Consider the following 14067-nt stretch of genomic DNA (forward strand, 5'->3'; position numbering starts at 1 on the left):
CATAATCCATTTATATCTGCAAACATTTGTTCCTGATTTTTAATCATCTTCAATCCATTCAAAATTCTTAACTATATCACGTTTTACATTTTTTTTATGTGCGGCATAAAGTTGAGTAGTCGTGACATTATCATGGTCGAGTAAATTTTGAACATCATATATAGAAAATCCTGTTTGAATCAGAGAAGTTGCAGCAGTTGCTCTTAATTTATGAGGGCTATATCCATTATCTCTAGTTGTATCTAATGGAATAGAGGTATATTTTTTTACAAGTGTTCTTATAGCTTTTGCTGTAATCCTCTTATTTTGAAGAGATAAGAACAATGCATCTTTAACTTCATCATCTAGTAAGTCATCTCTTGTTCTCTCATTTTGTAAATAATCTTTTATTACATGTTCACAAGTATGATTTATAGGCATTAAGACTTCTTTTCCACGTTTTCTATATATTTTAAATTCACCTCTTGAAAAATTAAAAGAGGAGATATTAAGTTCTCTGAGTTCATTTAATCTAAGCCCATATGTAACAAATAGAGCTAATATAGCCTTATCACGTAATCTAGTTTTTTTCCAATAAACTTTTTCTTTTTCAGTAAGACCTTCACCTGTTTCTACTGACTCTAACATTTTTGCAACTTCATCTATTTCAAGACGCTTGATAGCATCTGGTTGTGGTTTAGGTAGCTTTATTGGATTAAATCCATCAGTTATGTTACTATCTATTTGAGAATTTCTATATAAAAATTTAAATAGAGTAGAGATGGATGATTTTTTTCTTGCCAGAGCTCTATTGTTATTTTCAAAAATCAATGTATTTTTCTCTGTATTTTTATAATATCTACTGCAATAATCACCTAAAAATAAGTTTATATCTCTTGATTTTATCATGTTAAAATCACTTTCTGTAATGTCCTTTATACAATCTACACTTGTTAATTCCTTTGTCTCAATCATGTATAAACAGAAAAACTTTATATCTTCTAAATAAGCAAGTCGTGTAGAGACAGCAACAGAACCTTTTAAATATATAAAATAATCTTTCATAAATGCAGGAAGTTTATTTTCCAAAAGTAGACATTTTTCTATAAGTTCATTTTCTTTGATGACAATATTATCAGGTTTATCAGATTTATTATGTACTTTTATAATTTTCTTATCATTATTCAAATTTAAACCTCCTAAAATTAAAATATGAATATTTGTAAGTTATTTTTATTAATAACAATGTAGCTATGTTAGCATAAATATTTAATTTAATCAATTAATGTATTTTTTAAGAGATTAGTAGTGCTCTAATTGGTTTTTGCACTAACTATTCCCTAAATCCACATTTAAAGACTAGTTGAATTCAAATGCTCTTTTTAAATTTCTCAATATATACTTAATAAGTATTTACTAAAATATATCGAGAAATTTTATGTTTTATTAAACTCTCTTTCAATTTTGAATTTTACTATCTTTTCAATGAAAGTAAAATAGTATAAGATTTAATATCTTAATTAAAATTTTTAAATGGACTTACCAAACTAAAAATATAAGATATTATGAGAGTTACTATTGAAAAAATAACACCTATTGTCATAAAAAAACTTATAAATATATTGTACTTTACTATTAAATTAGAAATATTTAAGCTATTAAGCCCAAATAAGTATATGATTAAACTAATTGCAAATATAATTATAACTATAAAACTCAAACCCTTTAAACTGCTTTTTAAATCGGCACTACTAAGTGACATATGAGTGGAAATTGAATACATTAAAAACATAAATATAAAATATCTTAATGAATATATATCAGGCGTTAACAATATTATTTTTACAAAATTAAAAATATCATCTAAAATAATCTGTGTAAAACCTGCTATATTAAAGTTATTAATCATACTTACATATAACTTTAAATCTATGCTTTGTATTATTTTAATATAGCTATCTGGTAATAGTATTCTAAAAAGTAAAATAATTATCATTGTTCCACCTATAATTGGAGCGATTCCTATAAAAAAATTTCCTATACTCTGATAAATATTATCTTTTTTATAGCTATGATTTACATATCCTAATACTCCATCATTTTTACTTTCAATTGGTCTAAAGAATTTTACTGAATTTATTTTATGCATAAAAATCAAACACATTATTAAATGACTCAATTCATGTACAAAAGTTCCTATAGCTCCAGTTACAATGACACCAGTTTTTCCAAAAGATAAAAAGATATATTTATTATTTAAATTTTCTATAATACTAAAAATCAATCCAAATACAATAAATATTCCTATAAAACAAAAGATATTTATTATACTTATTTTAAAAATCTCAACTATATGAATCATAAACTATGACCTCGCATTTAAGTATTCAACTACTCTATCTCATATCCATTACAGTTTAAAATTTTACAAGCATTTTTTATATCTTTTTCTTTGATTAAAATATAATCTGTATCATATGTAGAAATTGCAAATATACTTATTTTATTATCAGCTAATAACCCACTTATCTTAGATAAAATTCCTATAAGTGAAAAATCTAAAGGGCCTAAGATTTTAAGTATTCTCCATTCTTTTTCTGACTTAATATCAGAAGGAATATTGTTATTTGAACATACAATGCTCAATTCATCATCAGTTTTAGTTATAGAGTAAAATTTTTCTGTATCTATCCATGTTGGTATTTTACTGTTATTATTTAATCTACATACTGCATACTCTTCTAAAAATAGTTTTAATTTCATAATATACATCTCCTTCAAACTTATTTGTTTAATTAAGATTATACATTAAAATTTATATAAAATAAAATATATCGAAGTAAAAAAGGTTCACTACAGGACATCATTTCCATAGTCAACCTTTAAAACTTGATTAAATTCTAACAAAAAGATATATTATCTAGGTTCAATTATAAGTTTGATGGCAGTTTTCTTATCACCTTCGATTTCTATATCAGTAAATGCGGGAATACACACTAAGTCCATTCCACTAGGTGCAACAAATCCTCTTGCTATTGCAATTGATTTTATTGCTTGATTTAGAGCTCCAGCTCCTATAGCTTGTATTTCTGCAATACCTCGCTCTCTCAGTACTCCAGCCAAAGCTCCAGCTACAGAATTAGGATTAGATTTTGATGAAACTTTTAGTACTTCCATTTCAACATCTCCTTGTTAATTTGTTAAAGTATCCATTACCTAAAGTACTAAATCACAATTGCCATTTACTAATTACAATCATCATTTAAAGTATACTTTTATAAAAATATACTTCTATAATAGATTTAAGAAAACCTTTATTTTTTAAAACCATTTTATAATGAAAAATCTACAAATTTCTTTATATTCTATAAGCATTTTCCAATATTTCTAAATTTATTATACCTTTGAGACATTATTTCTTCTTTAGGCATATCTTTATAATGATTTAATCTTTCTAAAATATAAGACTTCATTTCCTTTGAAACAGCTTCTACATCTTTTTGTGCACCACCAAGAGGTTCTTTTATAATCTTATCTATTATTTTTAAATCATATAAATCATTACTTGTAAGTTTCATAACATCACAAGCTTCCTTTGCTTTAGATGAATCTTTAAATAAGATACTCGAAAGACCTTCAGGTGAAATTACAGAATAAACTGAGTGTTCTAACATACACACATCATTGCCTACTCCAATTCCTAAAGCTCCTCCACTACCACCTTCACCAATTACAAAGGTAATTACTGGAACAGAAAGTTTACTCATTTCAAGTAAGTTTCTTGCAATAGCTTCTCCTTGTCCTCTTTCTTCTGCCTCTAGACCACAAAATGCTCCTGATGTATCAATAAATGTCACTATCGGTCTGTCAAATTTTTCAGCTTGCTTCATAAGTCTTAACGCTTTTCTATATCCTTCTGGATGAGGCATACCAAAGTTTCTTTTTATATTTTCTTTAGTATCTCTTCCCTTTTGGTGACCAACTATAGTAACATTGAATTTTCCTATTTGCCCTATTCCTCCAACTATAGAAGGGTCATCTTTATAAAGCCTATCTCCATGAAGCTCTAAAAAATTAGAACAAATATGTTCTATGTATTCCAAAGTTGTAGGTCTTTTTATATCTCTACTTAACACTACCTTTTCATATGGTGATAGATGTGAAAAGGCATCTTCTCTAAGCTTTGCTAATTTTTCATTAAGGGAATTTATTTTATCACTTAAATCTATGTTATTTGCCTCAGAAATAGCTATTAATTGTTTGATATCATTTTCCAAGACTTTTATTTTATCATTATTATTTTCAATCAAAACAGTTCCTCCTTTATGCCCTATTTCTTGTGCATAGCAAGAATTTGATACAATACTTCCTTCATTTTTCTTCTATCTACTATCATGTCAATAAAACCTTTTTCAAGTAAAAACTCAGAAGTTTGAAATCCTTCAGGAAGTTTTTGATTTATTGTTTGTTCTATTACTCTTGGTCCTGCAAAACCGATTAATGTATTTGGTTCAGAAATTATAATATCTCCAAGCATAGCAAAACTAGCAGTTACGCCTCCAGTAGTAGGGTCAGTTAAAACTGATATATATGGTAATGACTTTTCTTCAAGCTTAGCAAGTGCCTGAGAAGTCTTTGCCATTTGCATAAGAGATACCATACCTTCTTGCATTCTAGCTCCTCCTGAAGCAGAACAAATAATTATAGGTAAATTGTTTTTGGCAGCATATTCTATTGAGTAAGTTATTTTTTCTCCAACAATAGAACCCATGCTTCCCATCATAAAATCAGGATTCATTACACAAATAACTGTTTTAATTCCATTTAATCTTCCATAACCTGTGACAACAGCTTCTGACTCATTCGTTTTTTCCTTATAAGAGTCTACTTTTTCTTTATATTTAGGAAAGTTTAATGGATTTTGAAATTCTATATCAGAATTAAATTCCATAAAAGTCCCTTTATCAATCAATAAATTTATTCTATTTCGAACTCTTAAACCATAATGTCTTGAGCATTTTGGACATACAAATGAATTTTCTTCTATGTCTTTTCTAAATACATGACTATTACATCCTTTGCAATAAGTCCAAAATTTATCATCTACACTATTCTTTTTAAAGTTGTCATCTAAAGAAATCGTAACATACTTAGATTCTTTTGATGATAAAAATTTTTTTATCATAATCTATTTACTCCTTATAATGTAGCAAATTCTTTCTTCATAAAGACATCTTCTATAAATTTGGTATGATGAGTATCTTTTCTAAACTCTTCACTTGTTACAAGTGCCTTTTGGAATTCTACATTTGTATTAATACCTTCTACAATAATTTCATCTAGAGCTCTATAAATTCTATTTATACATTCTTCTCTAGTCTCAGCCCAACATATTAATTTACCTATCATAGAATCATATAAAGGTGGTATAGTATATCCTGTATATACAAAAGTATCAAATCTAACGCCAAAACCTCCAGGTAAATTTAATGACTCTATTTTACCTGGTGATGGAGCAAAATTATTTGATGAATCTTCAGCATTTATTCTACACTCAATAGCATGACCTCTAAAAACAACATCTTCTTGTTTAAAAGGTATTTCTTCTCCATTAGCTATAGATATTTGAAGTTTTATAAGGTCAAGATTTGTTACCATCTCTGTGACTGGATGTTCAACTTGTATTCTTGTATTCATCTCTATAAAATAAAAGTTTTTATCTTTATCAACTATAAATTCAATAGTACCAGCACCAATATAACCTACACCTTTTACTATATCCACTGCAATTTTATGAAGATTTATTCTTTCTTCATCTGAAAGGTATGGACTTAAAGACTCTTCTATTACTTTTTGATTTCTTCTTTGCATAGAACAATCTCTATCACCTAAATGTATTGCATTTGAATGTTTATCACCAAATACTTGTACTTCTATATGTCTAGGATTTTCTATGAATTTTTCCATATATAAATCGCTATTAGAAAATGCTGCTAAAGCTTCTGAACTTGCCATATCAAAATTTGAAAAAAGCTCTTCTTCCTTTCTAACGATTCTCATACCTTTTCCACCGCCTCCACTTGAGGCTTTTATCATAACAGGATAGCCAATTTCTCTTGCAACTTCTAAAGCTTCTTCCTTAGTTTTTAAAACAGACTCTGAACCAGGAACAACAGGGATATTTAATTCCATCATAGTTTCTCTCGCTCTAGATTTATCTCCCATCAAAATCATTTGTTCTCTTGTTGGACCTATAAAAATAATATTATTCTCTTCACATTGTTTTGCAAATTCAGGGTTTTCTGATAAAAAGCCAAAACCTGGATGAATAGCATCACATTTTAATTTAAGAGCAAGGTATATAATATTTTCTATGTTATTATAACTCTTGCTTATATTGTTTGGCCCTATGCAAATAGATTCATCAGCTATATATCTATGAAAACAATCTTTATCTATTTCAGAATAGATAGCGACAGTTTTTATACCTAGTTCTTTACACGTTCTGATGATTCTAACTGCTATATCACCTCTATTTGCAACTAGTATTTTTTTTATCAACTTAAATACCTCCTACTACAATGGTTTTATCTTAAATAAAGGTTGATTATATTCTACTAGTTCTTCATTATCAACTAATACTTCAATTATTTCACCTTTAATTTCACTTGTTATTTCATTCATTAGCTTCATTGCTTCTAATATACATAAAGTGTCACCTTCTTCAACTACATCGCCAACCTTGACAAAACCTTCTGCATCTGGACTTGGAGAATCATAGAATGTCCCCATCAAAGGAGCTACTACTATTGATAAATTCTCATTAGATACTACAGGTTCCTCATTTACAAATGGCTTTTCTAAAGAAAGATCTACTACCGATTCTTGTTGTACACTTAAAACAGGTGAGCTTGTAACTTCAGTTTTTTTAGATGCTTCTAATTTAAAATCACTACTTTCAAGCTTTACATATTCTAAGTTAGTTGAGTCTATGACCTTTAATAATTCCTTAATTTCATTGATGTTCATGTTGTTACCCCCTTGTATTATTACCTGGTGCTAATATTATATCACAAAAAGCAAATTTATAAAAGAAAAAGTGCTGACTATAGAATCAACACATTCAGATATATTTTAATTTTAAATTAACAACCAGTAAATTCTTTTGTTTTAATTTTCCATTATTAATATAAATTATAAGTATAAAATGAATAAAATTCAATATATTTTGCAAAATACAATAAAATACAAATTAATACCTCGGGAATTTTTAAGACAAATACCAAAATTATGCAATTTAGACTTCGCTTTCTTTCATATTAGTATCATTTTCTTTGTTTTTATATAGTATATCTTTTAATTTAGTGATTAAAATACTACTATATAAGTTAAAAGTCATTAAAATTGCAGGAATTATAAAATAAAATCTAGCACCAATAAATCCAAAAACTACTGTAACAAGTATCAATCGTTTATTTAAAGTAAAAAATGGTATATCAAAAATACTTTTATCAGATGTATCTGGAGTATAAGAACGTATAATTCCAAAAATCAACGTTAGCATACAAAGTGGAAGTAATACATAGCTTGAAATTATTCCTAAAAATCCTATACTTTCAAAGTAACTGCTAGCACTATTTGTATAAACAAACATATATCCATTTAAATAAGCACATATACATGATATAATACCAAAAGTTCCTCCTAAGGATTGAGTGTACCAATTAAAAAATTTAGATTCCATATACCTCGCCTCCTAAAACTGTATATATAATGATATGCATTTAAATAATGAAATATATCTTTATACACTCATGAACAAAATTTTATTAATTTTAATAATTTATATTTAAGAAATGCAAAGTATAGTGTAGTATATATTAATGTAGATAAAGTTTTATAGAACTTAATTAAATTATCTTATACGGATTTAGTACAAGTTTAAAAAGTTATATTAGGGTTTTATATTTGATTAAGCTGAAAAATTTATTATAAATGAAGGGATGTTTTCGCTTTGGTAGATACATTAGAGTTTGGTCTTAAAGTTTTATTTTTTATATTATCGATAATTTGGATGGGAAAAATAATGATTTTAAGAACTGATAAGCAAATAGTAATTAATCCTTTGCTTATTGGTATATCTGCAGTACTTGTGATGTTGCATACCTCACAAAGTAATATTGAGTTTTTTGGACTAGATGTTCAGTATATAAGAATAGTTTTGTATATAGTATATTCATTGATAATTTTAATAGGAATATGGTCTACTAACAAAAGAAATGGGATTTTTTAGATAATCTATTTATAGATATCTAAAGGTTGCTAGTAACAAAACATTAATATTAGTGCCTTGTTACTAGCAACCTTTGTTTTGATTTAATATTAAAATTAAAAATATAATAATTAAATAAGTTGTATAAATATACACTTTATTTTATTTTATGTTATTTTACATTTACAGTGATTAAAACTTCTTGAGATGTATTTAAATCATCTTTGTCATTTAGTATAACTTTCACTACTGCTTGCCCTTTATTATTACCCTTAATAATCATATCTTTACATGAAAGTATACTCTTATCACTTACAGATACCACAAAGTTTAAATCTTTCGGAAGGCTATTAGTTACTTCCCAGTATTTGTAATAACTATCAATTTTCTTTGTAACTATTTTTCTCAAATCAATACTCTCGCCTTTTGATATGTCAATATTATGGTATTTAGAATCTAATTTATATTGATTATCTTTTGTATCAATAAAATTCAAATCACAATTTACATCTACACCATTATTTGAAAGAGAATTAACTGTATTATCATTAATTAAATAATTATTTGCAAGATTAATTGAGTCCATATCTTTTAGACCTAGTATTTCTCTAGGAAGTTCCTTTATGTTATTGTTCCAAAAAATAAAATTGTCTATGTTTTCAAGATATGATATACCTTTTAAATTTGAAATATTTTCTCCAGTTGCATAAAATTCACCATCCAAAGCCTTTATATTACTTATAGTCATTTCATCTGGATTTACATATCGCTTTACAACTGCTCTCAGGTTAGCATCAGGAAAAATATCTTTAAGTTGGTTTTCACTTAAAATCTTATCGTTTGAATTTATTGGATTTAAAGCCGTCGCAGAAATAAGAAATGGTATTAAATTAGCTAAATTCATAGCACCCTCCCACATAAAACAAAATTTTTTACATAGTAAATTAATTTCTATGAGAGGGCTCTGTTTCCTTGTTATATATGCCTACTTTCGTACACTTTATTAATATAAATTAGCATAAATTTCTACTATTAAACTTATAAACATATTACTAGTTACGTTTTTTAGCTTCACATCTAAATATTCGCATTCCTTGTGACATAAATTTATCCTCATACTCTGTTGTAACATTATTTTTATACTCACTACTGCTTAAATCAAGAGAAATGTTCTTTAAGAGCCAATTATTTGCAGCAATTTCATTTAAACTAAACTCGAATAATTTTTCATTATCTGTTTTGAAATGAATTTCTCCATTATCTTCTAAAATATTATTATACATCTCTAAAAATCCAGAATGAGTAAGTCTTCTTTTACTCCATCTATTTTTTGGCCATGGGTCACAAAAATTTATATAAATCCTAGATAATTCTTTAGATTCAAAATAATTTAGAATATCACTTACATCAGCCCATAAAAATAATATATTATTTAAATTAGAAACATCAGCTTTTTCAACAGCCTTTAAAAGTACTTCTTCCTTTAATTCCATAGCAATATAGTTTATATCAGGATTTTGCTTGGCCAAGGTTGTAATAAATTGACCTTTTCCAGTTCCAAATTCAACATGTATTGGATTATCATTTCCAAACTTTATACTCCATTTGCCCTTTAACTTGTCTATATCTTCTCTTAAGACATATTCTGTATAACTTAAAAGTTTTTCATCTGCACCTTTTTTTCGTCTTCTTCTCACAATAAATTCTCCTTACATATAAAAATTAGTAAAATACATTTTTTATTATACATTATCTTACTTAAAAATAAAAAGAACTCTCTTAGAATAGAAAATTATTTCTATCAAAGAGAGTTCTCAATATACTAAAAAATCAATTCTAGTGGCACCCTGAACAACCAGAGCATCCTCCTCCACCTTGATCTTTCATATTTTCTGGAATTACTCTAAATCCAAATCCTGTATCTTCTATAATTATATCTCCATATTGACTATATTCATCAGAGCTCATCACAAATTGTAATTCTCCGACTTCATAAGTTAAGTCATCTTCTTTTTTCTCATCTAAAGCTAATCCAAAAGAAGGACCTCCACAACCAACACCTGCAAAGTATACTCTTACATTGTTAGGTTTATCTTGATTGTCTTTTAAGATACTTTTTAAAGTATCAATAGCTGTTTCTGGTAAAGTAATTTTCATCAAATCATTCCCTTTCAAGTATTTTATTAAAACAATATCTATTATATACCCATATAACGTATATAATCAATTAGTTTTTGTATATTTTGCCAAAACTTCTACCAATTATTACTTAGACTTTTAAATATTTTATTGTCTTAAATAAATACCCTAATAATATGTTTAATAAACAATAAATAAAATAATTTACATAGAGTATAATTTTTTATTCATTGTCTTAATATTATAACACATTTAACATATTCTAATTCATATATATAAAAATTATACAATCTAAAAAGACTTGAAATCTTTAAGAATATTTAAAATTATTATGTAAAAATTACCAAAATATATCTATTAATTATTCTGCTATTACACCATCTAGAACTGTAATAATACGATTACTACTTCCAGCAGCTTCAGGTGAATGAGTCACCATAATTATTGTTTGACCACTTTCTTGATTTATTTTACGGAGTAATTGCATTATTTCTGCTCCTGTCTTACTGTCTAAGTTTCCAGTAGGTTCATCAGCAAATAAAATCTCTGGTTTTCCTATTAATGCACGTGCTATTGCAACACGTTGTTGTTGACCACCTGACAACTTACGTGGAATATGTTTACGTTTATCTGATAATCCAACAATTTCCAAAATATCGTTTAATTGATTTTTGTAATCATTCATTTTTTTCCCATCTAGTAATAGAGGTAGCATAATATTTTCTTCAACATTTAAATTAGGTATTAAATTATAAAATTGGAATACAAACCCTATATTTCTACGACGTATTATACTCATCTTATCGTCATTGAAATGTGATATATCTGTTCCATTCATATATACCTTTCCACTTGTTGGAGTATCTAGCCTACCTAAAATATATAAAAGAGTACTCTTGCCAGAACCAGATTGTCCCATAATAGAAACGAACTCACCTTTCATCACCTGTAAAGATATATCTTTTAAAACTTTAGTAGTTGTATTATCAACTTTAAATTCTTTAATAATATTTTTTGCTTCTATTGCTATACTTTTATAGCTTGCTTTCATGTGTTATCCTCCATTTTTATTCAAATTTAATTTCTTCTACTAATTTCATTTTCTTTCCTTTTATAATTGGTACTACTGAACCGATTAATGTTACCGTAATACCTAACATTCCAACAAAAATGAATGTTTTAAAATCTAAATCTGGTGTCATTGAAATCTTTGGTCCTGCAACTATGAAAATCGTCTGAATTTCTAATATAGATATTAATACTCCAATAAAAGCACCAAATAAACCTGATGTAAATCCTTCAATTAAAGTCATTTTAATATTCTGTTTATCACTTTGTCCTACAGATTTATACATAGCTATAGAACGTCGCTTTTGAATATAGTTTATCAATAGATTATTAATTATACCTACTGTAGCAAGCAGTAAAATAAAATAGGTCATATTATTCATAGGAGATAAAAAGCTATTTATCGTATTTAAAGAGTCATTGTTGAATTCCTCAACAGTACGACTCCAATTAGATGTATCTCCAAATAAATCTCTTATTTGAATCATAATCACATCTGGATTGACTGCTGTGTAAGCTAAAAATCCATATGTAGTTTTATCGAAATCACTAACTGCATAACGAGATGGTATAACAGCTTCTACATCATTTGCGCGAGATTTAAAACTTCCAACTATTGTGTAAAAAACCTCTTTATCACCATCAGATACAATTATTTTATCCCCTACAGAGAAACTTGTTTTTTTAAGTGTATCTTCATTTAAAATAATAGAGCGTTCTTTTTCAAAAGATTTAATTGCTACTTCCTTCATATGAGAATTAGTATAATTTATTGCAAACATAGAACTATATGATTTTATATTATCAGTTGCTTCTACTCTTGAAAATTTTATACTGTCACAAGATATTTCATTGTTCATAACATAGATAGGTAAAACTTTTTTAATTCCATCCATGTGTTTAACATTTTCAATAAATTCTTGATTCATATTTCCATCTGCGAATCCCTGTAACTTGGCATCACGAAATACATCGCCTATATATGTCTTGACAAAACTTCCTACAACACTTATTGCAATTACAGCAGAAATACTTATAAATAGTAATGTAATGTTTTGTGTGATATTTTTATTATTCTTCATATTTCTGGCAGCTAATTTACCTTCATTTCCCAAAATCTTTTCATAAATAAATTCAAATACTGTAGACATAGTATCAGTAAAAATAGGAATTAGAATAATGGTAGATACAATTAGTCCTAATAACGAAAATCCTCCAGCTAAATACAAAGTATTTTCAGTTGTTATCCTTGGAAGTAGAATAGATAAAAAAAGTACTATAAAACCTATACAAAATATAGTACGATTTGAAATATTCTTTTCTTCCACCGTTCCCAAAACAACATCTTTTATTGATAACTTACTAGTCTTTTTTATAGGTATATATGAACTAAGTAGAGAAACAATTATCGCTACTAAAAAAGAAGAAATAATTACTATTGGAGATATTACTGTTGGAATTGATATACCTTGTTCAAGAGAATTACCAAGACCATGAAGCATAAAATTTAAAACAACTATACCAATCGGAATTCCAAGTAACCCTCCAACACTTCCATATAATATACTTTCAAATAGTAAAATATTAGTTACTGTTTTTTTATTAGCACCAATACTTCGAAATGTTCCAATGATTGGAAGACGCTCTAATGTAATTACCTTGTAACTACTATATATAATAAAAATACTCATAGTTAATGCAAAAAAACTTATTAGGAAAAATGGCATTGTTTTCTGTCTAGCATCTGCAATTATCTGAGTTTCATTTACAGTATTTGATACTTTATATTCTTTAGTTGAAATTTTTTCTGATAATTCATTTATCAAATTTTCTGTTGTTATGTCGTTTTTCGGCTCTATCAAAATTTTTGTATATCCACTTTCTTTATTTAAAATTTTAGATAGCGTGTCTTTAGGTATTAATGCATTTACCCCTCTTGTATGTCTCAAAAAGACTGTGTCATATGCAGCAATATCAGCCACTTCAAAAGTGTAAGGCTTACTATAAATTTCTAAATTGATTAAATCACCTTTTTTAATTTTATATTTTGATGTGAAACGGTCTGGAAGAATAATTTTATCACCAGAAAAATCAGTGATATTATTTCCATTTACCAATCGTGGTTTATTAATTTTGTTTAGTTGTGGTAAATCTGCTGCTATAATATCGAATGATTCATAATATCCATCTTCATGATAAACAGCAGAGCTTTCTAATATTCCGACTTTTGATTTTATGGAATGTAAATCTGGTATATCTTCTAAACTAATTAATTTATTTGAACCTGTACCTTGAACAGCTATTGTTGCAGTCCCAGCCATACCTCTTGCCATTTTTCTCTGTGCACTTTCATAAGACAATCCAATTGAAAAGGAAACGAAAAGTAAAACTGTTGATAAAATTACGGATAGCAACATAACTGCTGTTCTTATTTTTCGTTCTTTAATGTTTGTTAGGATATATTTTAATATAATTTTCAAATTTACACCTACTTTCTTGATTTAATGTAACTCTAAAGTTTCTTAATGCTAATTAATACTCCATAAATAGAGTCAGATAAAAAAGCTTTTACTTATGTAATGATAATCATAGAATTTTTTATTTTCATT

15 protein-coding genes are annotated in these 14067 nt (G+C 27.0%); 1 reads left to right on the top strand and 14 read right to left on the bottom strand.

Translation table 11 applies throughout. The annotated features are described in order from the left end of the window. Positions 1-39 precede the first annotated feature (39 nt). The 9 genes from IC218_RS04860 to IC218_RS04900 form a co-directional block, all read right to left on the bottom strand. A complete protein-coding gene (locus IC218_RS04860; protein ID WP_227823934.1) occupies positions 40-1167 on the bottom strand; it encodes a tyrosine-type recombinase/integrase in 1128 nt (375 codons plus the stop codon). 328 nt (positions 1168-1495) lie between these two features. Next, on the bottom strand, positions 1496-2341 hold the full coding sequence (locus tag IC218_RS04865) for a hypothetical protein (protein ID WP_227823935.1): 846 nt from the start codon (positions 2339-2341) through the stop codon (positions 1496-1498). Between the two features lie 29 nt (positions 2342-2370). Next, positions 2371-2742: an ACT domain-containing protein gene (locus IC218_RS04870; protein ID WP_227435185.1), complete on the bottom strand. Its 372-nt coding sequence runs from the start codon at positions 2740-2742 to the stop codon at positions 2371-2373. A gap of 153 nt (positions 2743-2895) precedes the next feature. After that, positions 2896-3156 carry a stage V sporulation protein S gene (locus tag IC218_RS04875; protein WP_003424039.1) on the bottom strand — a complete coding sequence of 87 codons (261 nt, stop codon included), beginning with the start codon at positions 3154-3156 and terminating at the stop codon, positions 2896-2898. Between the two features lie 188 nt (positions 3157-3344). Then, positions 3345-4289 carry an acetyl-CoA carboxylase carboxyltransferase subunit alpha gene (locus tag IC218_RS04880; protein ID WP_227435182.1) on the bottom strand — a complete coding sequence of 315 codons (945 nt, stop codon included), beginning with the start codon at positions 4287-4289 and terminating at the stop codon, positions 3345-3347. A 20-nt stretch (positions 4290-4309) separates the two neighbouring features. Further along, entirely contained in the window at positions 4310-5164 is an 855-nt protein-coding gene (gene accD / locus IC218_RS04885) for an acetyl-CoA carboxylase, carboxyltransferase subunit beta (RefSeq protein WP_227435179.1), read from the bottom strand. Positions 5165-5178: 14 nt separating this feature from the next. Then, positions 5179-6540, bottom strand: coding sequence for an acetyl-CoA carboxylase biotin carboxylase subunit (accC, locus tag IC218_RS04890; RefSeq protein ID WP_227435176.1), 1362 nt, complete (start codon positions 6538-6540; stop codon positions 5179-5181). A 15-nt stretch (positions 6541-6555) separates the two neighbouring features. After that, positions 6556-7008 carry an acetyl-CoA carboxylase biotin carboxyl carrier protein gene (accB, locus tag IC218_RS04895; RefSeq protein ID WP_227435173.1) on the bottom strand — a complete coding sequence of 151 codons (453 nt, stop codon included), beginning with the start codon at positions 7006-7008 and terminating at the stop codon, positions 6556-6558. A 268-nt stretch (positions 7009-7276) separates the two neighbouring features. Then, on the bottom strand, positions 7277-7723 hold the full coding sequence (locus IC218_RS04900; protein WP_227823936.1) for a hypothetical protein: 447 nt from the start codon (positions 7721-7723) through the stop codon (positions 7277-7279). Between the two features lie 270 nt (positions 7724-7993). Between IC218_RS04900 and IC218_RS04905 the strand changes: the two genes are divergently transcribed. Then, positions 7994-8272 (top strand): hypothetical protein, encoded by a 279-nt coding sequence (locus IC218_RS04905; protein WP_227435168.1) that lies wholly within the window; start codon positions 7994-7996, stop codon positions 8270-8272. A 151-nt stretch (positions 8273-8423) separates the two neighbouring features. Here IC218_RS04905 and IC218_RS04910 read toward each other — a convergent pair whose 3' ends face one another. The 5 genes from IC218_RS04910 to IC218_RS04930 form a co-directional block, all read right to left on the bottom strand. Continuing rightward, positions 8424-9155, bottom strand: a complete 732-nt coding sequence (locus IC218_RS04910) for a hypothetical protein (protein ID WP_227435165.1) — start codon at positions 9153-9155, stop codon at positions 8424-8426. Between the two features lie 148 nt (positions 9156-9303). After that, the gene (gene trmB / locus IC218_RS04915) at positions 9304-9948 is read right to left on the bottom strand and encodes a tRNA (guanosine(46)-N7)-methyltransferase TrmB (RefSeq protein WP_227435163.1); all 645 of its coding nucleotides are present in this window, start codon (positions 9946-9948) and stop codon (positions 9304-9306) included. 139 nt (positions 9949-10087) lie between these two features. Then, on the bottom strand, positions 10088-10408 hold the full coding sequence (locus IC218_RS04920; protein WP_227435162.1) for a Fe-S cluster assembly protein HesB: 321 nt from the start codon (positions 10406-10408) through the stop codon (positions 10088-10090). Between the two features lie 343 nt (positions 10409-10751). After that, positions 10752-11441, bottom strand: coding sequence for an ABC transporter ATP-binding protein (locus IC218_RS04925; RefSeq protein WP_227823937.1), 690 nt, complete (start codon positions 11439-11441; stop codon positions 10752-10754). A gap of 16 nt (positions 11442-11457) precedes the next feature. Further along, positions 11458-13938, bottom strand: a complete 2481-nt coding sequence (locus tag IC218_RS04930) for an ABC transporter permease (RefSeq protein WP_227823938.1) — start codon at positions 13936-13938, stop codon at positions 11458-11460. Positions 13939-14067 lie beyond the last annotated feature (129 nt).

Origin of the sequence: Clostridioides sp. ES-S-0005-03 (assembly GCF_020658455.1) — a bacterium.
Lineage (GTDB): Bacteria > Bacillota > Clostridia > Peptostreptococcales > Peptostreptococcaceae > Clostridioides.